18 protein-coding genes are annotated in these 24,046 nt (G+C 64.2%); 9 read left to right on the top strand and 9 right to left on the bottom strand.

What is annotated here, in order from left to right; genetic code table 11:
- Positions 1-58 precede the first annotated feature (58 nt).
- The gene (locus CLU91_RS15275; protein ID WP_232730764.1) at positions 59-3,397 is read right to left on the bottom strand and encodes a DEAD/DEAH box helicase; all 3,339 of its coding nucleotides are present in this window, start codon (positions 3,395-3,397) and stop codon (positions 59-61) included.
- Positions 3,398-3,611: 214 nt separating this feature from the next.
- On the opposite strand from CLU91_RS15275, the gene CLU91_RS15270 reads away from it, so the two are divergent.
- From CLU91_RS15270 to CLU91_RS15255, 4 genes are read left to right on the top strand one after another with little or no spacing between them, the layout of a single operon-like run.
- A complete protein-coding gene (locus tag CLU91_RS15270; protein ID WP_198521340.1) occupies positions 3,612-4,022 on the top strand; it encodes a GntR family transcriptional regulator in 411 nt (136 codons plus the stop codon).
- Positions 4,023-4,030: 8 nt separating this feature from the next.
- A complete protein-coding gene (locus CLU91_RS15265; RefSeq protein ID WP_100874842.1) occupies positions 4,031-4,954 on the top strand; it encodes an ABC transporter ATP-binding protein in 924 nt (307 codons plus the stop codon).
- Between the two features lie 13 nt (positions 4,955-4,967).
- Entirely contained in the window at positions 4,968-6,797 is a 1,830-nt protein-coding gene (locus tag CLU91_RS15260) for a hypothetical protein (protein WP_100874841.1), read from the top strand.
- Positions 6,794-8,875, top strand: a complete 2,082-nt coding sequence (locus CLU91_RS15255; RefSeq protein WP_157814707.1) for a S9 family peptidase — start codon at positions 6,794-6,796, stop codon at positions 8,873-8,875. Before CLU91_RS15260 ends, CLU91_RS15255 begins: the two co-directional genes overlap by 4 nt.
- Here CLU91_RS15255 and CLU91_RS15250 read toward each other — a convergent pair.
- Both CLU91_RS15250 and CLU91_RS15245 read right to left on the bottom strand, forming a co-directional pair.
- Positions 8,872-10,590, bottom strand: coding sequence for a methyl-accepting chemotaxis protein (locus CLU91_RS15250; protein ID WP_100874839.1), 1,719 nt, complete (start codon positions 10,588-10,590; stop codon positions 8,872-8,874). The two genes, CLU91_RS15255 and CLU91_RS15250, sit on opposite strands and share 4 nt — an antisense overlap.
- Positions 10,591-10,797: 207 nt before the next feature.
- On the bottom strand, positions 10,798-11,688 hold the full coding sequence (locus CLU91_RS15245) for a LysR family transcriptional regulator (RefSeq protein WP_100874838.1): 891 nt from the start codon (positions 11,686-11,688) through the stop codon (positions 10,798-10,800).
- Positions 11,689-11,800: 112 nt separating this feature from the next.
- Between CLU91_RS15245 and CLU91_RS15240 the strand changes: the two genes are divergently transcribed.
- Entirely contained in the window at positions 11,801-12,988 is a 1,188-nt protein-coding gene (locus CLU91_RS15240; RefSeq protein WP_100874837.1) for a serine hydrolase domain-containing protein, read from the top strand.
- Complete coding sequence (locus CLU91_RS15235) at positions 12,985-14,166, top strand: MFS transporter (protein WP_100874836.1); 1,182 nt, start codon at positions 12,985-12,987, stop codon at positions 14,164-14,166. The genes CLU91_RS15240 and CLU91_RS15235 overlap by 4 nt, the downstream gene beginning before the upstream one ends.
- Here CLU91_RS15235 and CLU91_RS15230 read toward each other — a convergent pair.
- The 3 genes from CLU91_RS15230 to CLU91_RS15220 form a co-directional block, all read right to left on the bottom strand.
- Positions 14,131-14,676, bottom strand: coding sequence for a DinB family protein (locus CLU91_RS15230; RefSeq protein ID WP_100874835.1), 546 nt, complete (start codon positions 14,674-14,676; stop codon positions 14,131-14,133). The two genes, CLU91_RS15235 and CLU91_RS15230, sit on opposite strands and share 36 nt — an antisense overlap.
- A gap of 33 nt (positions 14,677-14,709) precedes the next feature.
- Positions 14,710-15,309: a MarC family protein gene (locus CLU91_RS15225; RefSeq protein WP_100874834.1), complete on the bottom strand. Its 600-nt coding sequence runs from the start codon at positions 15,307-15,309 to the stop codon at positions 14,710-14,712.
- 116 nt (positions 15,310-15,425) lie between these two features.
- On the bottom strand, positions 15,426-16,214 hold the full coding sequence (locus CLU91_RS15220; RefSeq protein ID WP_100874833.1) for an AraC family transcriptional regulator: 789 nt from the start codon (positions 16,212-16,214) through the stop codon (positions 15,426-15,428).
- Positions 16,215-16,315: 101 nt separating this feature from the next.
- On the opposite strand from CLU91_RS15220, the gene CLU91_RS15215 reads away from it, so the two are divergent.
- The 3 genes from CLU91_RS15215 (at position 16,316) to CLU91_RS15205 (ending at position 20,321) form a co-directional block, all read left to right on the top strand.
- Positions 16,316-17,230, top strand: coding sequence for a DMT family transporter (locus CLU91_RS15215; RefSeq protein ID WP_100874832.1), 915 nt, complete (start codon positions 16,316-16,318; stop codon positions 17,228-17,230).
- Positions 17,231-17,270: 40 nt separating this feature from the next.
- Positions 17,271-18,185, top strand: coding sequence for a toxin-antitoxin system YwqK family antitoxin (locus CLU91_RS15210; RefSeq protein WP_157814706.1), 915 nt, complete (start codon positions 17,271-17,273; stop codon positions 18,183-18,185).
- Between the two features lie 417 nt (positions 18,186-18,602).
- Entirely contained in the window at positions 18,603-20,321 is a 1,719-nt protein-coding gene (locus CLU91_RS15205; protein WP_100874830.1) for a methyl-accepting chemotaxis protein, read from the top strand.
- A 22-nt stretch (positions 20,322-20,343) separates the two neighbouring features.
- Here the strand turns inward: CLU91_RS15205 and CLU91_RS15200 are convergent, their stop codons facing one another.
- The 3 genes from CLU91_RS15200 to CLU91_RS15190 all read right to left on the bottom strand — a co-directional run bounded on the left by CLU91_RS15200 (position 20,344) and on the right by CLU91_RS15190 (position 23,910).
- Positions 20,344-21,486 carry an AI-2E family transporter gene (locus tag CLU91_RS15200; RefSeq protein WP_100874829.1) on the bottom strand — a complete coding sequence of 381 codons (1,143 nt, stop codon included), beginning with the start codon at positions 21,484-21,486 and terminating at the stop codon, positions 20,344-20,346.
- 161 nt (positions 21,487-21,647) lie between these two features.
- Positions 21,648-22,565: a hypothetical protein gene (locus CLU91_RS15195; protein WP_157814705.1), complete on the bottom strand. Its 918-nt coding sequence runs from the start codon at positions 22,563-22,565 to the stop codon at positions 21,648-21,650.
- A 283-nt stretch (positions 22,566-22,848) separates the two neighbouring features.
- Entirely contained in the window at positions 22,849-23,910 is a 1,062-nt protein-coding gene (locus tag CLU91_RS15190; RefSeq protein WP_100874827.1) for a GGDEF domain-containing protein, read from the bottom strand.
- Between the last annotated feature and the right edge of the window lie 136 nt (positions 23,911-24,046).

The following is a 24,046-nucleotide window of genomic DNA, read 5'->3' as shown; positions in this document are numbered from 1 at the left end:
CGGACCTCGGCGGCCCCACCTAATCCGACCTACGCCGTAAAGCATGGTCATGGGGCTGTCAACCCATCTCCACCAAAAACTCATGCATGCCCGTATGCGGCAACTGCGCACACGCGGGTGCGAAATGCGGCAATTGGCCCCACAGCAGCGGGTTGCCGACAATGTACACATAGTGCTGCGCGCGCGTGAGGGCCACGTTGAGCAGGTTCGGCGTGGCGGCAGCCCATTGCGCCGCACCGGCCGTGCTGTCGTCGGCGCCAAGGACCAGCATCACCACGCTTTGTTCCTTGCCCTGGAAGGTATGTACGGTACCCACCATCTGATTGCTCCACTGGCGCAATTCGCGCGCCGTCGGTGCCTTGCCGTAGCCGAGGCGGCGGTCCCAGTCCATGTCGACGATGCGCGAGCGCAATTCGTTGCGCACGGCCTTGAACGGCGTAATCACATACATGTCGGGCAGCTTGCCGTCGCGGCGGTACAGTTTTAGCAGCACTTCGAGCACGAAATCGAGTTGCACCGGCACCACCTGCTTGTAGCTGACGGCACCGACGGCGTCGATCCAGCGGCTGGGGCCACGCGTCAGGCCGCGCGCGGCGTCCGGCGGCGTGCGTTCGCTCAAACCGTAGACCATCTTGTCTTCATAGGCGATGCTGTTGGCCAGCGAAAACATCGGTTCCACGCAGCGGCGGTGCACGCGCAGGGGGCTGCCTATCCACAGCGGCTGGGCGCTGCCGGCGCCGACGACTGCGCCATAACGGTTGGCCTTGTCCGCCAGCGTCTGCACGGAAACGCTTGTAGGCGCATAGCTGCCATCCTGCGTGTGCGGCGACAGCGCGGACAAGGTTTGCACGAGGCGGCCAGGCACTGTGAACACGGGTTCGATCTGCAGCGGGTCGCCCACGACGACAGCACGTTTTGCGCGCCACAGGCTGCCCAGCGCCGCTTGCGGCACGGCCTGGCCTGCTTCATCGATGAACAGCCAGCCCAGCGATTCGGGGCCCATGCCCTGGAACTGGCGCGCGAACGAGGCGAACGTGGTCGACACGACGGGCACCACCATGAACAGGCTGTGCCAGACCATGGCGATGTGCGACTGGTCATAGGCGCGCTTGTTTTTCAGCAATTTCGACACGGCCAGCAAGTTGCCGCCAAAGCCGGGTCCGCCTTTCTTCGCCACTTCGGCCAGCCACGCTTCATGCAGGGCCAGGGCCTTGGCGAACAGGCGCGAGCGCAGGCGCGCCAGCGCCGGTTCGTGCCACAGGCCGCCAATTTGCAGGGCGTCGCCGTCCAGCTCGTCCAGGGTGGCCGGGGCGATGATGGTGGGGAAACGCATGCGCGCGCGGCGCAGCAGTTCCGTGCTGTCATCCCATTCGCGCTGGCGCGATTGCGCGGTGCGCAGGGCGATGTGCAGGCTGTTGCGGGCGCGCTCGCAGCGCGGCTCCAGCTCGCCTTTCAGCAGCAGCTTGATGGCGGACACGTCGCGCGCGGCCTGGCGCTGCGCTTCGGCATTGGCGATCACGGCGTCCTTGTAGGCGCGCGCCGGTTTTGTTCCGAACAGGCGGGCAAAAAAGCCCGGCTGCGTCAGCGCCACCAGGCGTTCCTCTTCCAGCAATTCCTTCTTGCTGGCGAGCAGGGTGTCCTGCTGCGCCAGCGCGCCGGACAGGGCGCCATTCGCCGCATCCATTTCTTGTTCGGCAGCAATCAGTGCCTGCTGGCTGGCCTGGATAAAATCGGCTTCCGTGCACGTGCCCACGGCTTGCCACAGGGCAGCATATTGCGCGTGCTCGGCCAGGGCTTTTTCCACCACGTGTTCCGTCTCGCGAAACTCGCGCGCCGCCTGGGCGAAGCTGACGCCCTGGTAGCTGGCCAGCCATTGGCGGATATTCTGTGCGTTCGGCGTCTTGCGCGCCGTGCTCTTGTCCCAGTCGTCGTCATAGAAATTGCTGACGAAGCGGCGGCGGTTGGCGCTATTGCCCAGCGCACAGGACATCAGGCCCCATGGCGCCTCTGGTTCGGCCAGGGCGCGGTTGGCGCCATTGCCGTCGGCCACGACCCGGCGCGCCACGCTTTCAAAATAGCGCGTGCGCGCCCATTCCTTGCCCAGCTGTTTCGGTTTCGGCAAGTCGCCGGAAATGTTTTCTACCGCCGCATTGTTCGACGAGGCGACGACCATTTCAAAGCCCGTCAGTTCCGGGCGCAAGCGGGCGATGGTGATCGGGTCGCGCACGCCTTCGAAGGCGACGGCGACCTTGCCGATGAAGGCATCGCCGGCGCGGTCCAGGCAGGACAGCACGCTGGCGCGGCGCACGATGTTGTCGGCGAACAATTCGCGCAGCAAGGTCGTCTTGCCCGTGCCGGGCGGGCCGTTGACGGAAAAGATGCCGCGCTCGCTCAAGCCCGTGCGCGCGCCATGGATGGCGAACTGCTGCATCAGGCTCATGGCGTAGCTGGCGTCTTCCAGCCAGTGTCCCCGGTTCATGTTCGCCGGATTGAGCATGGCGGCCAGCGCCTGGCGTCCTGCCGGGCTGTACAGGTCTATGCGCTCATCCTGCGCCAGCGGCGTCAGATAGGCGGCGACGGTGGCGGGCAGCTTGCCGCCGCGCACTGCGCGGATGATCTGTTCCAGGTCGTCGAGGTAAAAACTGTTGAGAATGTCGACGCTTGGTTCCACCGTGTCGCCGAAGTCCAGGCTGCGGTTCCGGCTGGCTTCAGCCAGCTCGGTTTCCGCCACGGCGGCGCGTTTCTTGCGCGTGCGTAATTCCAGCACGGCCAGCGGCTGGCCGGCGGACGGGTGGAAGCCGGCCCAGTCGCGCAGCAGGTCGGCCAGGGCCGCGATTTCCATGCCGGACAGGGGCGATGAGACATTGCCCGCCTCGTCCGTCACTGCCTGCGCGGCGCGGCTGGCCGCGAAATTGCGCAAGCTGTCTTGCAGCGCCAGCTGGCTGTCGCTGAAGGCGTCCAGGCTCAGGCCCGACCAGTCCGGCGTGCGGGCGCGGCCCAGCGCCCACGGCAACGTCGACACGGAGACGGGGTCGAACTGCGGCTCGCCCAGCGCATTGAGGTTCAGGCGGGCAAAGCACGAGCGTCCCAGCAGCTCTGTTTTTTCTGTTTCGGCCATGTTTTCCGGGCCGTTGGCCGGCGGACAAGCCTTGTTGATTTCGGCCTTGTCGAACACGCCGAGGAACAGCGAGAAGCCGTCGATCTCGCGGTCGGAAGGCACTTGCCATTGCGTGGCGAACTGCGGCGGCAATTGCGCCAGCTGTTCGCGGTGCAGGAGACGCACGGTGGACTGGTCTTCAACGTCCGTGATTTGATTCAGGTCAAACGGGATAAAGAATTCGATCTTGTGCCAATACTCCAGGATAGCCAGGAGGCGCTGCTGTTCTGCCTGATTCATGATGACCAATATTTTGTAAAGCGAGCGAGGATTGTAAAGCGTATGCGCGGCGCGTGTTTTGCACTTTCGCCTATTGCGCGGGCTTTGCCGCAAAAAAAAGTTGGCCTGTCGCTGGAATGAAGCTGGCCGGCAACTTCCCACGTCTCTTTATCGTTGACAGCTTGGCATTTTCGCTGTTACTGTACTGTCTGTAATAGTACAGTGGAGTCATGCCATGCACCGTCGCAGTCCCTTGATGCTACAGATCGCTACAGGCGATCCGCGTCCCATCCACCGCCAGATCGTTGACGGCGTACGGCGCCTGATCGCCAGCGGCGAGTTGACGCTGGGCGCGAACTTGCCCAGTGTCCGCGGCCTGGCCTTGCAGCTGGGTATTAATCCGAACACGGTCGCCAAGGCCTACAGCGAACTGACGGCGGAGGGCTGGCTCGATGCGCGCGCCGGCCTGGGCTTGTTCGTGGCCGCGCCGCGCCAGCGCCTGTCCGATGAGGAACGCGCGCGGCGTCTGGACGAGGCCTTGACCCGCTTCGTCGGCGACGTCATCGCGCTCGACTATCCCGCCGGCGTGGTGCTGGAACGCGTCGCGGGCGAACTGGCCTTGTGCCTTCCGAAGAAGACGGCCTGAGAGCGCCGATGATGACTGAACCCATCTTGCAGACCGACAAGTTGTCCTTGCGCTTCAAGGACAAGCATGCACTCGACCAGTTGAGCCTGAGCGTGGCGCGCGGTGGCATCCATGCCATCGTCGGCGCGAATGGCGCCGGCAAGTCCTCGCTGTTCCGCGTGCTGCTGGGCTTCGAGGCGGCGACCGGAGGCAGCGCCCGTATCCTCGGCTGTGACTGCGCCCGGTTGACGCCGGACTTGCGTGGACGCATCGGCTATGTCAACGAGGAGCACACCTTGCCCCTGTGGCTGACGATCGCTGAACTGACGGCCATGCAACGGCGCCTGTATCCGGGCTGGAATGAGGCACGCTATGGCAGTGTGTTGCGCAACTTCAATGTACTGCCAGGCCAGCGCATCGCGCAGCTGTCGCGTGGCGAACGTGCTGGCGTGAACCTGGCGCTGGCGCTGGCGCAAAGTCCCGAACTGCTGATCCTCGACGAACCCACGCTGGGCCTCGATGTGGTGGCCAAGCGCCTGTTCCTGGGGGCCATGATGGAAAGCAGCTATAGCGATGGCATGACCATTATCTATTGCTCGCACCAGATGGAAGAAATCGAGCGCGTGGCCGACCAGCTGATCATTCTCGAACGCGGGCGTTTGTTGCAGGCTTGCGCGCCAGACGTGCTGTGCGAGCGGGTACTGCTGTGGGTGGCCGAATTTCCCTTCCTGCCACCCGATACGAGCGTGCTGCCCGGCATCTTGCATACCGAATATATCGATGGCCTGAGCCACTTTATGGTGCTGGACCAAGGGCCGGAATTTGCCGCGCGCCTGCGCCTGCTGGGTGCGCGCAGCGTGCACAACATGCCCGTCAGCCTGGACCGCGCCATCAATGCCTTGCTGGCGCGCGGCCATATTTCCTCTGCTAACCCCGCGCTGCACGCGGCCTGAGAAAGTTTTCTTCATGCGCGACCTGTACCTGAACGAATGCCGCCGCTACCTGCGGGCCACCCTGATCTTTGCGGCTGTCCATGTACTGCTGCAACTGTTCCTGGCCCGCCTGGGCAGCATTTTCCAGCAAGGCTGGCCCATGCAACTGGTCATCCTGGCCGTGTGCATGCTGGCAGGCCTGGGCCTTGCGCTGCATCAGATCGGCAGCTATCGCCAGCCCAGCCGCTGGCTGTGGCTGCTGCACCGGCCGCTGGCGCCCGGCGCCATCCTGGGAAGCTTGATGCTGGCCTCGGCCACGCTGATCGCCGTGGCCATCGGCCTGCCGCTGCTGCTGACCGTGCTGGGCACGGATTTCCTGTCGCCGCGCACGGTCGACCTGCGCCACTACCTGGCCGTGCCTTACCTGGCGATGATGACGCTGATCGCCTGGTTGTGCGGCGCCGCCATCATGACGAGCCGCCTGCGCTGTGCCTTCCTGCTGGTTCTGCTGCCCTATCTGATGCTGATGCACGCGGCCAGCGCGCTCAGCTTGCTGCTGGCGACGCTGCCTTGTGCAGCGTTGTTGATGTGGAACGTGCACGCCAGTTTCACGCCCAGCCGCATGCCGCTCGCCGGCGGCCGCGCCGCCACGCTGGCGCAGGCGGTGCCCCTGGTGGTGGGCATGTATTGTCTGTTGCTGTGGGGTACGTTGGCGCTCTTTCACATCGCCCAGGTCGGTCTGGGCCAGCATCCACAGACGATGGCCATGCCGCCGGCCGGCGGCTACGCGGACGTGAGCCGCGCCGATGGCCGCCGCCTGATGCTGGCCGGCCTGGCCGGCGCCCAGGATGAGCGCGCGCCGCTGTGGCGGCGCCAGTTGCCCATGCTCGAAGTGGGGACCTTGCAAGCGACGCTCACGCGCCATGCCGTGCGACAGCAATTGTCGAACCAGAACGTACCACCGCAAGCCGAGCTGACCGATCTGCAGCAGCGCCTGACCTTCAATCACGGCAGCATGCGTTTCGACGTGCACGACATGCGCACGGGCGCGCTCGTCAATCAGCTGGGGCTGCATGGCCTGGGCGACTTGCAGGCGTTTCCCGGCGTACCCGTACTTGCCGGAAGTGTACTTACCGGTAACATGGTGCTGGCATTCGAACCGGCTGGCCATGCGCTGCGGCTGCAGGCGCGCCTGCCAGCCGGCGAGCAAGCGGTGGCGGCACCGAAGAAAATCGGCGAACGCGTGTATGTGCTCAGCAACGGCCACCTGCTCGCCTATGCGCCTGCCGCGGCGGAGACGCGCGGTGCTGCCGATACGGAAGTGTTCCGCCTGCCATTGTCTGTTCCGTTGAGCAACCTGGAGCGTGTTGATCTCGCGCCATTGCTCGACGGTACGCTGGTGTCCATCACGGGGGGGCGCGCCATGCAGTCAGGCGTGCCAGGCAGTACGCAAGCGTTGCTGTTCATCGATGCCAGCGGCCGCGCGCAGCCAGTCGCCACGCGCGCCATCGGCCACGATTTCCCCCTGCTGTTCGAACACGCGGACTGGTGGCTCTCACCCGTGCTGCATGCGCTCGTCAATCTGCCGCAGCGACTGTATGCCGATGGCACGGTGCCCGATCGGATGGACGACCATGCCCGGCATGCCTCGCGTCCGGCTGCCGTCTGGAGCGCCGCGCTGCTGGCCGCTTTACTCAGCGTCATGGGCGCGTGGTACTGGCGGCGGCAGGCGGGCGGTGTGCCGCGCGCCTGGCTGCTGGCCTGTGCGCTGCTGGGGCCGCCATGCCTGCTGACGCTGCTGATCCTGCATCCGCGCTCGCCAGTACCGCAGGCGCGCCCGCTTGCCGCTGCGTTGGCCACATGATGGGCCCGGGCCGCCGGCACCGTCTTCGGCGCGCCGTCCTGACCCTGGCGGCTGGCTTGATGCTGGCACAGGCCCTGGCGGCACCCGCTGCCGTGACGGCAACCTTGACCTTGGCGCCATTGTTGGCAGGCAATGCCGCGCTGCCGCCTGCGCCGCGCATTCCCAGCGACGCCTTCGAGCGTCGTCCGCATCTGCATGCGCTGCGCCTGTCGCCGGACGGCGCGTCGGTCGCGTATCTCGATGGCGAGGGGGCAAACGCCAGCCTGCATGTGCTCGATACCCGCACGCACGTGAGCAGGCGCCTGCTGGCCTTGCCCGGGCCCGTGGCCTTGTTCTGGTCTGGCGACAGCAGCACGCTGTTCCTGGCCATGCCGGACGGCGCGTCGGTGGTATCCGTTGCCGACGGCAGCAGCTACAAGCTGGCGGCCTTCGACGGCAGGGCCGAGCATCGCTTGTTTCCTGCGGACGCCGCGCACGCGCGCCATGTGCTGATGGCAAGCCACCATGCGGCCAGCGGCGCCTATCGCTTGGAGCGCCTGGACATGCAAGGCCGGCGCGAGCTGTTGTACCAGGGCGAACAGCTTTCCGGCTTTCTGCTGGACGCCACGGGCCGGCTGGGCTTTGCCATGACCATCGCTGGCGACGGCAGGCGCAGCGTCCGGCGTCGCCAGGCCGCAGGCTGGCAAGAGGTGCTGCGTTGCCAGCGCGTCGACGAGTGCACGCTGGTCGCTGCCGCGCCGGATGCTTCCCGGCTGAGCATGCTCATGGCGCAGCATGGCGACCGCAGCGTCCTGGTCGAGATTGATCTGGCGCAAGGCACCCGTCGCGTCGTGCATGCCGACCGCGCCAGCCTGGCCGATATCCGCCGGGTGATCAGCGATACGGATCAGCGCACGCCGCTGTTTGCCCTGTTCGAATCGCCCATGCTCCACCATGCCGGGCTGACACAATTGGCGCGCCGCGCCGTGGCCGATATCGACCGGCAATTCGGCCACGGCGGCGTCTTCATCGAAGCGGCGCGCGGCGGGGCGACACTGTTGCTGACCGAGAGCGGCTCGCGCCTGCACCACGACCGCTACTGGCTGTACGACAGTGCCCGCAGCAGCACGCGTGAAATCCTGCCGACGCAGCGCGCGGCTGGCCAGCCTTTGCCGCCAGGCCAGCTGGCGCAGACCAGCGCCATCCATTACCGCGCGTCGGATGGTGTGCTCGTGCATGGATATTTGACCTTGCCACCCGGAAAGGTGGCTGCGTCGCTGCCGCTGCTGACCCTGGTCCATGGCGGGCCGTGGGAACGGGTCAACCCCGCTTACGCGCCACTGGTGCAATTGCTGGCGAACCGCGGTGTCGCCGTGTTCCAGCCGAATTTCCGCGCCTCCATCGGTTATGGCCTGCATTACATGACGGCGGCCGGAGGCGACCTGGGCAACGGGCGCGTGCAGGCCGACATCGTCGATGGCGTGCACTGGCTGCTGCGTCAGGGAGTGGGCGACCGGCAACGCCTGGCCATCGCCGGCCATTCCTTTGGCGGCTATGCGACCTTGCTGGCGCTGACTCACACGCCCAGGCTGTTTCAGTTCGGCATGGCCATCGCGCCGTCGCCGGACTTCGCGCGCACCCTGCGCTTCATCGCCAGCGCGCCGGGCGGCGACCCGGCATTGCCGCTGCGCTTGCAGGATCTGGGCGTGGACTTGCACGATGGCGCCGCCATGCAGGCGCTGGGGGCTGCCGCCCCCGTACGCCACACGGACCAGGTCGGCAAGCCGCTGCTGATCATGGCTGGCGCCAGGGACAGCACGGTGCAGATCGCCTCGGTGACCGATTATGTGGCCCGTTTACAGCTGGCCGGCAAGCCCGTCAGCCTGCTGGTCGATCCGGAGGAAGGGCACAATCCGCGCCTACCTTTGTATCGCCAGGCTGCGGTGTATCTGCTGGAACAATTGCTGCACCAGCATCTTGGCGGTCCGGCGCCAGCTGCGCCGGGAGCGCAACTGGACACCTACTTGCGGCAAACGCTCAAGGCGAACCAGGCTTTGCCAGCCTTGTCCTCCGTGCCGGGTGCGGGGCGTACCCCTTAAAACTCTTCCCATTCGCTTTCGGCGCCAGCATTGCTGCGGCGTGCCGGCGCGGCCGCGACGGCCTTGCGCACGGGGGCGGGCCTGGCTGCGGGGCGTGCGATGGCGGGCGCTGCCGCTGCCGCTGCCGGTGCTGCGCGCACAGGCGTCAGCCTGGCTGCGCTGGCGACATGGTTGCCTGTCTTGAAGAAGCCCACCACATGCGCCAGTTCGCCCGCCTGTTCCTGCATGCTTTGCGAGGCGGCTGCCGCTTCTTCCACCAGGGCCGCGTTTTGCTGCGTCACTTCATCCATCTGCGCGATGGCCATGTTGATCTGCTCGATGCCGATCGTTTGCTCGTGCGTGGCGGAGGTGATTTCTCCCATGATGTCGGTCACGCGCACGATGCTGTCGACGATGTCGCCCATGGTCTGGCCCGCTTCATTGACGAGGCGCGAACCCGTGTCCACGTTGGCGACCGAGGCGGCGATCAATTCCTTGATTTCCTTTGCTGCGCCAGCCGATCTTTGGGCAAGATTACGCACTTCCGTTGCCACCACGGCGAAGCCGCGTCCCTGCTCGCCCGCGCGCGCCGCTTCCACGGCCGCGTTCAGAGCCAAAATATTCGTCTGGAAGGCGATGCCGTCGATGACGCCGATGATGTCGACGATTTTCTTCGACGAGGCGTTGATGGTGCCCATGGTGTCGACCACTTGCGAGACGATGCTGCCGCCGCGCACGGCCACTTCCGACGCGCTTTTCGCCAGCTGGTTGGCCTGGCGCGCATTGTCCGCGTTCTGCTTCACGGTCGAGGTCAGTTCTTCCATGGCCGACGCCGTTTCTTCCAGCGAACTGGCTTGCTCTTCCGTGCGGGAAGACAGGTCGAGGTTGCCGGCGGCAATTTCGCTCGACGCCGTGGAAATCGCCTCCGTGCCATGGCGCACTTGCGCCACCACGCCCAGCAAGCTGGTGTTCATGGCTTTCAGCGCGCCCAGCAGGCGGCCCGTTTCATCGCTGGAATTGACGACGATGTGCGACGACAAGTCGCCCGAAGCCACGGTTTCGGCCACGCTGACGGCCGCATTGATGGGCTGGGTGATCGAGCGCGTGATGATCCAGGCAACAAAAGCGCCCAGCAGCACGGCCACGCTGCCCAGGATAATCATGTAGGTGCGCGCGCTGGCGCTCAGCGTTTCGGCATCGGTCGCCGCCTGCGCCGCCTGCTGTGCTTCATACGCGACCAGGCTGTCGAGCGCGCCCAGCACGATCTTCAGGCTCGGGGCCGCCTGCTGCGTCAAAAAGGCGATCGCCTCTTCCGTCTGGCCCGCATTGCGCAGCTCGATGACCTTGTTGTTCAGCGGCGCGCCCGATTTCAGGGCGGCATCGAGTTCGGCCATCAGCGCCGTTTCCTTGTCCGTCGAGATTTTCTTTTGCAAGGTTTCCTTGGCGGCGCCGTATTTCTTGCGCGACTCGCCGATCTTGGCCAGTTCCGCCTGCACCAGCGCTTCCGTCGGCGCCACCACAATGCTCGTGATCGCCAGGGTAATGTTGCGCACGTTGTCGCTCATGGTATTGGCGGCCGCCATCTTGACGTTCTTGTCGGCCACGATGTCGTGCGTGCGTGCGCTCAGTTGGCCCATGGAATACAGGCCGACGAGCAAGACTGCCACCAGCAGGCCGAGGACGACAGCAAATCCGATGCCGAGCCGGGTGCCGATTTTGAATTGTGTGAGTGACATGATTGCTTTCGTGATGCGGAAGTGAGGGAAAACGTCGACCAGCCAGGGCTACGGGTTTATACGTAAGAGCGACCAGCCTGTAATTGTTCCTCAAAATTCCGCACTGCAATACAGAAACTTGTATCAAATCCCCGAAAAATTTAAAAATTAGTAGCAAATTAATTAGGTTGTCGTGTGGAAACAACGAGCGCGGCGCTGGATGGGGACTCAGCTTTTCGGAAACACGTGGATGGCGAGGAAATCGATGAAGGCGCGCAGTTTCGGCGTCAGGTGGCGGCTGCTGGGCCACAGGATGCGAAAGGCGCCGTCGTGCTGGCGGTGCGCGTCCAGCACCGGCTGCAAGCGGCCCGCCGCGAGCGCTGCGCGCACGGCAAAGTCGGGCAGGGCGGCGATGCCCAGGCCGCTTTCGGCAAAGTGCAGCAGGGTCTGCACATTGTTGCAGTTCAGTCGCGCCGGCAAGCCCGCCGCGTGCAGGGCCGGCCACTCGGGCAGTGGCCAGGCTTCGATCTTGCCGCTGCTGGGAAATTTGTACAGCAAACAAGTATGCTGCGCCAGCTCGGCGGGAAGCAGGGGCGTACCATGCCGCGCCAGGTAGGCGGGGGCGGCCACCAGCTGCAGCTGGAACTGGCCCAGCTGGCGGCTCATCAGGCGGCTGTCGGCGCTTTCTCCCGCGCGCACGACGGCGTCGTAGCCTTCCTCGATCACGTCGACCCGGCGGTCGCTGAAATCGAGGTCGAGCTCCACCAGCGGATAGGCGCGCGCGAACGCGGCCAGCACGGGATTGAGCAAGCTGCCCACCTGCGGCAGGCTGACGCGCAGCCGGCCTCGGGGCGCGCTCTTGCTGTTCGATAACTCCAGCTCGGCCGCTTCGATCTCGCCCAGGATGCGCCGGCAGCGTTCGAGGAACACGGTGCCCTCGCTGGTGAGCGCAATGCTGCGCGTGCTGCGCTGAAACAGGCGCACGCCGAGACGCTCTTCCAGCCGCGCGATGCTTTTACCCACGGCTGAGGCGGAAATACCGAGCACCCTGCCCGCCGCGACAAAACTGCGCGTTTCCGCCGCCTGCACGAAGGCCGTGAATCCCGCCAGGTTGTCCATTTTTTAGCCTTTATTGCGGATGCCAACGTCCGCACAGACAGAAACTATAGCCTGTTTTTCTTTGATCGCGCCTGGCTTACCTTGGCAGCCTGACCATTTGAAAGGCTGAGCCATGATGTACAACTTTTCTCCTGCGGCCTTGTCCGCCCGCATCGATCCCTTGCTGGACGTCGTGTTGCAGCAGCAGCGCCTGGTGGGCGCCGTGGTGCTGGTGCGCCAGCGTGGCCAGGACGTGTATCGCCGCGCGGCCGGCCACCTGGACCGCGAAGCGGGCACGCCCATGCGCGAGGATGCCGTCTTTCGCCTGGCCTCCGTCAGCAAACCCATCGTTTCCACGGCTGCGCTGGCGCTGGTGGGGCAGGGACGCCTGGGCCTGGACGACCTGGTAAGGCGCTGGCTGCCGTATTTTGCACCGCGCCAGCCGGACGGCGTGGTGGCGGCCATCACCGTGCGGCATTTGCTCACGCATACGGCAGGGCTCGACTATGGTTTCTTCCAGCCGCCGGGCGGCGCGTATGCGCAGGCGGGCGTGTCCGACGGCATGGATGCCTCCCGCATGACCCTGGCAGACAATCTACGCCGCCTGGCCACGGTGCCGCTGGCGTATGCGCCGGGCGAGCGCTGGGCATACTCGATCGCCACCGACGTGCTGGGCGCCGTGATCGAAGCGGTGACTGATTTGCCGTTGGCGCAAGCCGTGGCACTGCTGGTGACGGCGCCGCTGGCCATGCGCGACACGGGCTTTGTGGCGAGCGACCCGGCGCGCCTGGCCGTCGCGTATGCGGACCGCGTAGCGGGAGAATTGCAGCCGCGGCGTTTGCTTGATGCGGGGGAAGACTATCTGCCGTTTCTCGACGGCATGGCAGGTTTTACCTTATCTCCGGCACGCGCCCGCGATGCGCACGCTTATCCATCGGGCGGTGCCGGCATGGTCGGCTCGGCGCCCGACTTCATGCGCTTGCTGGAAACCTTGCGCCTGGGCGGCGCACCGCTGCTGCCGCCGGCGCTGGCACGCCAGCTGGGGGAAAACCAGACCGGTGACTTCGACTTGCCGTTCTGGCCCGGTCGTGGCTTCGGCCTGGGTTTTACCGTATTGACCGATCCGCAACTGGCCGCCACGCCGGAATCCACAGGCAGCTGGCGCATGGGCGGCACGTATGGCCATTCGTGGTTTGTCGACCCGGCGCAGGAATTGTCCGTGGTGGCGTTCACGAATACGGCATTGGAGGGCATGGCGGGGCCATTCGTCACGCAACTGTGCCAGGCAGTATATGGATATGGCGTGGAGCAAGGGCAATGAAGCCCATCGTCTTCCTCGCGCTGGGCCTGTTCGGCGTGTATTGCATCGAGTTTGGCGTGGTCGGCATCTTGCCGATGATTATGCAGCGCTACGGCGTGACGGCCGCGCAGGCGGGCTCATTGGTGAGCCTGTTCGCGCTGGTGATCGCCGTGGGCGGACCCTTCCTCGTGCTGCTGGCCACGCGCTGGCGCCGCAAACCCGTGCTGATCGTCTCGCTGCTGGTGTTCGCGCTGGCCAGCGTGGCCTCGGCGTATGCACCGCGCTTCGGGCTGCTGCTGGCGCTGCGCGTGGTGCCGGCCCTGTTCCACCCCGTGTATTTCTCGCTGGCCATGGTGGCGGCCGCCGCCCTGTATCCGCCGCAGCAATCGGCGCGGGCCGGCGCGCATGCGTTCACGGGCACCAGCATGGGCATGGTGCTGGGCATCCCGCTCACCACCTGGATCGCTGCGCAGTATGGCTACGAGGCATCGTTCCTTGCCTGCGCGCTCGTCAATGCCCTGGCGGCGCTGGGCTTATACCTGTTCTTGCCGGACACGCCGCGCGAGGCGCCGATGGCATATGGCCGCCAGCTGGCCGTGCTGCGCAAACCGGCCCTGTGGCTGACCATTGCCGCCGCCGTGCTGGTGTTTGCCGCCATGTTTGCCGTGTATGCGTATGCGGCCGCGTATCTGCAGCAGGAAGCGGGCTTGTCGGCGCGCCAGACGGGGCTGGCGCTGGTGGTGTTTGGTATCGGTGGCGTGGCCGGCAATCTGTTTGCGGGGCGCCAGCTGGGCACGCACGTGCTGCGCACGGTGCTGCTGCAACCTGTGCTGCTGGGCCTGGCGTACTGGCTGCTGTACCGGCATGCGGGCAGCGGTATCGGCTGGCCGGCGCTGGCCGTGGTGCTGTTGTTCTGGGGCGCCGCGCATACGAGCGGCTTGATCGTCACGCAAGTGTGGCTCAGCAGCGAAGCGCGCGAGGCGCCCGCGTTCGCCATCGGCGTGTATATCGCCGCCATCAACCTGGGCGTGACGCTGGGCGCGCTGGCCAGCGGCATGGCCATCGAGCACTATGGCATGCAGGGGGCGCTGGCCTGCGGCGCGCTGCTGGGAGCCTTGGCGCTGGCGGCGATTGCCGTGAAAGCGTGGCTGTACCGCCCGTCGTCAGTCTTCGATATGGTTGGGGATGCGAAACAGTAAATCCGTGTCGCCGATATCTACGCCCGCTTGCGACAACAGGGTGCTGGCCTGGCCCCGGTGATGCGTCTGGTGATTGAAGAAATGCATGAGCAGGCTGAAGAATTCGCGCCGGTTCGGCCCCTTGCTGTTGCGGTAATCGAGCAAATGGTCGAGGTCTTCTTCGCGGATGGAGGCGGCCCAGGCTACGATGAGCTGGTCCAGCCATTGCCGGTGCGCGTGCATGGCGGCAAAATCGTCGGCCGCGAACAGCGGGTGCGTGAGCGAGGCGGGCGGGGTGATGGCGCGGATGGGGTCGAGCAAGGGGAAGCCGGCCGGGTGTTTCGCATAGCGCTGCATCCACAGCGTGTCGCCCACCATCACGTGGTTCAGGGTGGCCAGCAGGGAGCCGAAAAAGGCGCCCCGCTCGCGCTGCAGCTCGCCGGGCGGCAGGCTGGCCGCCGCCGCGTAGACCTTGGCATTCATCCACTGGTTGTAATCGGCCATCAGGCAAATGTGGGCGCAACGGCTCATGGATCAACCTCCGTGAATGAATGAAAGGCTATTTTATACGGACTTCAAAAACGCGCGTATGCCGGCCAGCAGCATTTCAATGGCCATCGCCGTCAGGATCAAGCCCATCAGGCGCTCGAACGCCGTCATGACCCTTGGACCGAGCGCCCGCTGCAAGCGTTCAGCGCACAGGAACACGGCCAGCCAGACGACGGCCACGGCCGTCAGCCCCGCCACGTGGGCGATCACTTCATTGACTTCATGCGAGGAAAACAGCAGCACGGTGGCCAGGGCCGACGGGCCTGCCAGCGCGGGGATGGCCAGCGGCACGATGAACGGTTCGCCGCCCATCTCGTGGTCGCTATTGCCCGCGTTCGGTTGTGGAAACACCATGCGCATGGCGATCAGGAACAGGATCACGCCGCCGCCGATGCGCAGCGCCACTTCCGACAATTGCAAGGCGTTCAGGAAATGGCGGCCGAAGAACATGAACAGCAGCAAGATGCCGAAGGCGATCATGCACTCGCGCACCACGACTTTCCAGCGCCGCTCGATGGGTACCCGTTTCAGGGCATTGACGAACAGGGAAACGTTGCCGAACGGATCGGTGACGAGCAAGAGCAGGATAAATGTCTGGAAGAAATTCTGTGTCATGGTGGTATGAATGAGGTCAACACCGCTGCCAGGATGGGCGCGGTGCGATAAGGCTTGCGATGATAACAAGAGCGGCGGCTATCGCCCATGATTATTGATGCATAGCAGCATTTTTTTTACGCGGCGATGACTTTTGCCTGGTAAAACGCGGTGGGCGTGGTGCCGAAGTGTTTCTTGAACATGGCCGTAAACGCACTCTGGCTGGTGTAGCCGTTGTCCATGGCCACGTCGATGACCTTGCTGCCGTGCGCCAACTGTTCCAGCGCCCGCAGCAAACGGGCCTGCTGGCGCCACTGGCCAAAGCGCATGCCCGTCTGTTTCTGGAACAGCCGGTGCAGGCTGCGCTCGGTGATCGCCAGTTCCTGCGCCCAGTGCGCCACCGTCACTTGCTCTCCCGGTTGTGCCATCAGCCGCGCGCAAATGCCGCGCAGGCGCGCATCGGCAGGTAATGGCAGATGCAGGGGCAGCACGGGCAGGCTGTCCAACTCGTGCAACAGCAGCTGCAGCAGATGCCAGTCGCGGCTGCCTTGCGTGAAATCGGGCGCGATGTCGACGGCTGCCACGATCAATTGCCGCAGCAGGGGGCTGATGTCGAGCACGCAGCTGTGGCTAGGCAGCAATGGAGAATTGGCGCAGTTGACGAACACCGTGCGCATTTTCACCGCGCCGCTCATGCGCACCCGGTGCGCGATGCCGGGCTGCAGCCACACGCCGCGCGTGGGCGGCACCACCCAGCGCCCGCCCTGCGCCTCGATGGTCATCACGCCTTCGATGGCGTACAGCAATTGCGCATGCGTGTGGCGGTGCGCGGAAATCACGTGGCCATGCGCATAGTCGACGGCCAGCGCCATGGCGCGCGCCGTGACGGGCAGCAATTCCTGAAAGGCCGGAGAGGAACAATCCATCAAATAAGGTCAGTTTTGCGATAGGTTCGGACATCTTAGCGTGAGAAAGCGCGGCGCGCCTGCGGCATGATGGTTCCCCGCAATGATTTATGGAGTTACGCATGCCTGTGCGCGCCTATCTGTATCCGTTTCTGGCCATGCTGCTGTGGGCCGGCAATGTCGTCGTCTCGAAGCTGGCCGCATCCAGCATCGCCCCCACGGCCATCACTTTTTATCGCCTGGTGCTGGTCTTGCTGGTGATGACGCCGTTTATCGCCCGTCCCCTGTGGCGCAACCGCGCCGCCATCCGGCGCCAGTGGTGGCAGTTGGCGCTGTGCGGCCTGATGTCGATGGCGTTGTTCCAGAGTTTGTCCTACCGCGCCGCGGAAAGCACCACGGCGACGAACATGGCCATCGTCACGGCGCTGGCGCCGCTGATGACGGCCCTGCTCAGCGTGTTGCTGCTGGGCGAGCGCCTGACGGTCGGCATGGCGGCCGGCGGCGTACTGTCGTTTGGCGGCTTGCTGTATCTGGTCGGGCGCGGCGATATGCTGGCGCTGTTGCAGCAGGGCGTGCATGCGGGCGACGCGCTGATGCTGCTGGCCTGCCTGAGCTTTGCCCTGTACGGCGTGCTGCTGCGCCGCTGGCGTCTGTCCATTCCCGTCTGGCAAGCCATTTATTGCCAGGCGCTGGCCGCCCTGGCGTGCATGCTGCCGTTCTTCCTGTGCTTGCCGCCCGGCAGCGCCAGGCTCGATGCCACTACCTTGCCGCTGATCGGCTATGCGGGCATCGGTTCGTCCATCGTGTTGTCCTATCTGTGGATCGAAGGCGTCAAACTGCTGGGGCCGAATCGTTGCAGCATCTACGTCAACCTGCTGCCCCTGCTGACGGCCTTGCTGGCCATCGTCTGGCTGCACGAAAGCATGCATATATATCACCTGGTCGGCGGCGGCATCTCGCTGCTGGGCGTGCTGCTGGCGCAGACGGTGCAGCGGCCCCTGTGGCGTCGGCGTCCTGGCGTGTCCGGTCTTGCCTGAATGGCCATGCATAATGGCGCTTTTGGGCAGTGGAGCTGGCATGCGGAAAACATTTGGGATGAGCACGATGGCGGCGCTGCTGGCGCTGGGCACCTTGGCGCCAGCGCAGGCGGCGCGGTTTTACGAGGGTAAGCTGATGGCCACCGCCAGCACCGTCGAACGCGGCGCGAAAACCATGGACGAGGCGCAGGTGCGCACGGCGCTGGCCCATGTGCCGCTGATCGACCACAGCATAGCCTACGCACCCACGGGCGTGGCCGAGTTCGACGCCATCGAGCATGCGCATGGCACGCTGGTCGGCTATTTCAATATCGACGGTGAGTTACTACCGGGAAAACCGGCCGATGCGCCCGCGTTTGCCTATAAAAAAACCTTCGATGAGAAGGATGGCCATTTCCTCACGGTGACCTATCTGTTGGGCAAGGGCTGGGAAGGCGGGCGCGCGCCCGGCTATCACGTCAAGTGGATCACCTGGGAAACGCAGCCGCAGCGCTTTGCCGCCAGCCAGGATGGACTGTTCATTGAATACGATGTGAATTGCTGCGTGGGCAGCGTGTTTGCCCGTGGTCGGTATGCGCAGGGCAAGCGCACGGGCGTATGGCACTATGAAGAGCCGAACACGATCCGCTCGTCCGGCGCCTTCGTCGATGACAAGGCTGAAGGGCCATGGACGTATGCAAGCGGCGATGAAACCACCACGGGCATGATGCAGCGGGGCCAGCGCACGGGCCGTTGGGAAGTGAGCCCGGGCGTGGAGGAATGGCGCGCAGCGGACATGCACAGCTTCACCGGTTACGACACGTTTGTGAAAGACCGCTTGAACGGTCCCAGCGAGCGCCGTGTCGATGGCGTGGTGCAATGGCAGGGCAACTATGTGAATGGCAAGAAGCAGGGCCAATGGGTCGAACCTGGCGGTGGCGGCTTGTATGTCGACGACGTGAAACAGGGGCAGTGAAAGAAGGCGATGCCGGACGTTGGCCGGCAAATGCTGACCATGCTCGACGGCAAGCTCATTGCGGAAACCTTCCATTAACATACCTGGCATTCCCACGCGACCGCGCACGATTGCGGAATGCCCGTTTTTGCGCAAAAAACATCATCCACTTGTTACAAATCGTGAAAATCCATGTTGGATGTTGCTACTGGTAATCTTTCCCTGTATCTTGCAGTCAGGAAATTAAAAGTACAGGAAACCTCGACCTCGTTGTCCTGTCTTGCACTACTCACGATATGCGCGGGCCGCCTTCCCCCCTGCCGCCGCACACGCCATATCGATCTGTCCTGAACAATTCACGTGACCCGCCCAACTGGCGTTTGCCGCTACCTCGTCCGGCCTGCACAGGCAGGGTTGCGCCCTTACCAAGGAAACTGCATGCTGTCGAATATAACAATAAAAATGCGCCTGATCGCCACCATGAGTGTGCTGGGCTTGCTGATCGCCTTACTGGGCGTGATGAGTATCATCAGCCTGAAATCGGCCAACAACAGCCTCAACGAGGTCTACAGCAACCAGCTGGCGTCGACGCAAGCGATCGGCGAATCGCAAATCGCGCTGGGCCGCGCCCGCTTCACGATGGACCGCGTGATGGTGCACCCCGAAGCGCCCGATGCCAAGGATACCCTGGCGCGTGCCGAACAATTCATGGAAGCGTCCAACAAGTCGTGGAAGGTGTACTTGGGCTTGCCGCAAAGCACCGACGAAAAGCGCCTGTCCGACGACATGGACAAGAAGCGCAGCGATTACATGAGCAACGGCTTGCTGGTCATGAGCAAGGCTTTGCGTGAAGGCAACGTCGCACAAGCGGACAGTTTGATGATGGCGGGTCTGACGCCGCTGTACCGCACCCTGGACCAGGCCGCTGAAACCTTGACGCAATACCAGGCTACCTCGGCCGCCGCGATGTATGCGGAAAGCCAGTCCAGCTTCCGCACCCAGGTGACCATGGCCATCATCGGCATGATCGTCGGCGCCTTGCTGACCATTATTTCCAGCATCTTGCTGCTGCGCGCCATCTTTAACCCGCTGGACCAGGCCCTGCGCCATTTCGGCGCCATTTCCGACGGCAACCTGGCCAATGACATCGTCATCACGCGCAACGATGAAATGGGTGCCTTGCTGACGGGCTTGCAGAAAATGCAGGAGCGCCTGTCGACCACCGTGCGCGGCGTGCGCGACGGCAGCGGTGCCATCGCCACGGCCAGCAATGAAATCGCCTCGGGCAACCTGGACTTGTCGAGCCGCACGGAGCAGCAAGCGTCGAGCCTGGAAGAAACGGCCTCCTCGCTGGAAGAACTGACCTCGACCGTCAAGCAGAATTCCGACAATGCGCGCCAGGCGAACCAGCTGGCCGTGTCCGCATCGGACGTGGCCGTCAAGGGCGGCGCGCTGGTGGCGCAAGTGGTCGATACCATGGGCACCATCAGCGAATCGTCGAAAAAGATCGCCGACATCATCGGCGTGATCGATGGCATCGCCTTCCAGACGAATATTTTGGCCCTGAACGCGGCCGTGGAAGCGGCGCGCGCGGGCGAGCAGGGCCGTGGCTTTGCCGTCGTCGCCACGGAAGTGCGCAACCTGGCGCACCGCTCGGCCAGTGCCGCCAAGGACATCAAGATGCTGATCGAAGCGTCGGTGCAGAACGTGGGCGCCGGCAGCGCGCTGGTCAGCCAGACGGGCACGACGATGGACGAAATCGTCTCCAGCATCCGCCGCGTGACGGACATCATGGGCGAAATCAGCGCCGCCGGCCGCGAGCAGGAACTGGGCATCGGCCAGATCAATCAAGCCGTGGCGGAAATGGATACTGTGACGCAACAGAATGCGGCACTGGTGGAAGAAGCGGCAGCCGCTTCGGAATCGATGCAGGAGCAGGCCGCGGCGCTGGCCGAGATGGTCAGCATCTTCAAACTCGACGCCGCCCACAGCGGCCCGGCTCCCGCCAAGCCTGCCTTGCGCAAGCCTGTCGTGGCCGCCGCCAGCACGGCCTTGAAGCGCCCGGCAGTGCGCCTGGCGCCGGCATCGGTTGCCGCCGCCAAGCCGCGTCCAGCCAAACCGGCCGCCGACAACAGCGGCGAGTGGGAAGAGTTTTAAGTGACGGCTTAAGTTACTGCGCTTACAGGGCCACCTTGCTGCCCTGTTCCTGCAATCGCGCCGCCTCGGCCAAGGCCTGGGCGCGCGCTTCCTCTGCCGCCTGTTCCGCTTTCTCCAGCGCATCATGGCGCGCCTGCAAGGCCGCCCGCGCGCGCACGAAGACGATCTTGATGGCCGCCATCACGGGCACGGACAGGAAGATGCCCACCACGCCCCCCAGCTGGTCGCCGGCCAGCAAGCCGACGATCACCATCAGCGGGCTCACTTCCACGCCTTCGCTCATCAAATACGGGTTGACCACGTAATCCTGGAACAAACGGTAGGCCGCGATAAAGCCGATCAGCCAGAACACGTGATCGTAGCCGCTGAAACCGGCCACGACCACGGCGATGATGGCCGCTGCCAGCGGGCCGGCAAACGGGATGAATTCCAGCAAGGCTGCGGCGCCCGCCAGCAGCAGGCTGTACGGCACGCCCATCAGGGAAAAGGCGATGCTGTAGGACACAAAGGTGGCGATCGACAACAGCAGCAGGGCGCGCACATAGCGCGACAGCAGGATGTCGAGGTCATCGATGATGGCGCCCCAGAGCTTCTTGTTCGGTCGGTTCAGCAGGGACAGCAAGCCGTCGCGCATATCCGGCCCTTCCTTGATCAGCAAAAAGCTCAGCACGGGCACCAGCACCAGATAGATCAGGTTGCTGGCCGCATGCATGACGGTCAAGCCCAGTTCCTTCGCCAGCGGCATGGCTTGTCCCGTACCGCTGCTCAGCTGTGTCTGCATGAACGACAGCAGGCGCGCGCGCAACGGTTCCATGAATTCCGGCAACGGGATGCGCTCGGCAAAATTATTGCCTTTAAGCAGTGTCGGCAATTGATCGCTGAGCTTGATCGCCTCTTCCTCGATGCGCGCGCCGAAAATGGAGCCCAGTATCGCCACCAGCAAGATCACCACCAGGAAGACGATGCCGATATTGGCCGTGCGCGGCAAGCGTTTCGGCCCATGGCGTTCCAGCAGACCGATCAGCGGATACACGAGGTAGCTGAAGAAAATGGCAAAAACCACGACGATCAGGGTCGACGAGACCTTGTAGGTGAGAAATAACAAGAAGGCGATGAGGAACGCCGTCCACACCATCTTGGCAACGCGCAAGTTAAAACCGAACATTTGAATTCCTTAGGGCAGGAGGCGACGCAAGCGAGGCAGGCTTGAAGGGCAGGGTGGGCAAGGCAGGGATCGGGCCGCGCCGCACGGCCGGAAATCATACCGCAAAATGCCAAAATGCCATGCTCTTGTGCGTAATGGCAATGCTTTCCCTGCTCTTGCGTTTATTTTTCCCGCCAACTGGCCACGGTGATCAACACGCCGTTTTCCTTGTCCGGCTCGCGCAAGGTCACCGTGTAGCGGCCGCTGGCATCGTTGCCCGTCAACACGACCTTGTCGTCATGGCCCTGCACTTGCGCACCCTTGGCCAGCCTGGCGTAGGTGTTGAGCACCCAGTGGAAATCGGCATAGCTGCGCAGGGTGATGCTGGCATCGGGCATGGCGTCGTCGCCGCTGGAACTGCTGTCCAGTTCCGCATTCGGCAGCAGCAGGGGCAGCAAGCTGGCGGGAAAGCCGGGCGGCAAGTCGCTCGGCGCCCAGCCGGGCTGGCCGGGGCGGGTGGTGATGTATTCCACCGCAGCAATGCTTTGCCGCTGCTCCGGCGCAGCCTGTGCCAGCATCGGTGGCCGCTGCCGCGCCCACACCTCTAGCGGCGCGGCCATCTCGTCCTCTGCGCCTGGTGGCAGGAACAGGGTCAGCACGGCGTGCGTGGACGGCAGGCAGGCGGGGGCACAATGGCCATTGACGAGGCCCAGCGCCAACAGCTTGCGTTGCGGATCGAACAGCATGGCGGCGCGCCATGCACCGTGCGTGCCGGCATCGATGGAGGCCAGCACCGAGCGCCCGTCGGGCAGCATGGTGCGCGTGATGTCATCGAGTGACTGCATGCCGTCGAGCACTTGGCGCGCGATCAGGGTGTTGTCCTGCGTATAGCTGCCGCGTGCATAGCCGAGCAGCCTGAAGACGTCGGCGCGGATCTCGGGATGCGCGCTCAGGCGCAGCGGCGGCGACGGCACGGGCACGGTGGCGGCCACGAAGGCGGCATCCTCGGCAGAAATGGCTTGCGCCATGCTGGAAAGCGGCAGGCACAGGGCGGCGCACAGCGACAGCATGCGCAGAGTGAATTTTCCTGGGGTGTTCAATGGCCATCCTTGTCGAGACGCCATGCCAATCCGCTTGCCGGCATGTGCGGGCCGCGATCTTAGCATTCCAGGAATGAAACGCCTTCTGCTAAGCCTGGCTATTGAATCACTGCCCTCGTTGCCATGGCCAAGATCACCATATCCTGCAGTATCCCCGTCGACGATGAAGTCGTGACCGAGTTCTTGCACAAGTACGTGCTCCACTTGCGTATCGGCGCGGCCAGGAAATTGCGCATGGGAGAGAAGGGCTGGCGCTGCTCGACGCGACGCCCAACGGCGATGTTCAGGCGGCGTTGAGCACGTAGCGGTTCTTGCCGCTTTTCTTGGCCTGGTACAAGGATTCATCGGCACGCCGGTAGCTGTGCGACAAGTCCGTTTCCTTGAGCATTTCCGCCATGCCGATGCTGACGGACACCTTGCGTTCCGGCACGAAAGCCGCCTCGACGCTGTCGACCAGTTGCGCGGCAAAGGCGCAGGCCGCGTTCTTTTCGCCCAGGTAAATGATGGCGAATTCCTCGCCGCCCAGGCGGCCGCACAGGTGTTCGCCACACAGCCCCGCGATGACGTCGGCGATCTTTTTCAGCACCTCGTCGCCCACGTCATGGCCGTACACGTCGTTGATTTGCTTGAAGTCGTCGATGTCGATCATTAAAAAATACGCTGGTGTGTGCGCCGTACGCTGCAGGATGCGGGCGCTTTGTGTAAACATGCGTCGATTGTTGAGCCCGGTCAAGCCATCCTTGTAGGCCATCGTCGCCAGTTCGCGCTGGGAGCGGTAGTTATGGATGCGCAAGACGAGAAAATAGATATTCAGCGCCAGGCCGATGATCACGCTGATGGTGACAGCCAGCACGGGCCAATGCTGGTCGGCCTGGCCCGCATGCACGGGAAACTGCCCCAGCCCCACGATGACCCACACGCCCAGCGAGACGCCCAGGTAATACGCGATGCCGCTGAAGATGGGGGCCGTCGTCAGGGTGATCATCACGCCCAGCGGCAACACCCAAAAAGCGGGGTCTTCCGTGCCCAATATCAGCACGCGAAAGCCGAAAGCGATGAACAGCACGCTGATGCTGCCGCTGACGATGATGGCCTGCAGCGACTTGGCATAGACGGTCAGCAGCAGCCCCACCAGCATACCCGTCACGCCCAGCGCCGCCTGCGCATGATCGAGCGAAGCGCGCGACAAGGCCAGGCTGAACGTGACCAGCCAGCAAGCCAGGCCAAACGTCAGGATCGCTATTGAAATGAAATGCAGTTCCTTGAAAAAGCGCTGCTGCTGCTCCCGTTCTCCTGAAAAGAACAGGTAATAGAAGGCAGGAGACAGGCTGCGCGAAGAGAACATTGCATTTGTCCAGGCAGACAACAAGCCTTGCGGCAGAGACGCCTCCCGGCAACGGCAGGCGACATGGCGCGCGTACAAAAGTAGTTGCGCTCAGGAACTAGTGTAATGGTTTCTGGGGGGCAGTGGGGAGATGGGC

The organism is Janthinobacterium sp. 64 (genome assembly GCF_002813325.1).
Taxonomy (GTDB): Bacteria; Pseudomonadota; Gammaproteobacteria; order Burkholderiales; family Burkholderiaceae_D; genus Janthinobacterium.
Note: the sequence above shows the minus strand (reverse complement) of the source record. Positions and strands in the feature narration are given on the sequence as shown.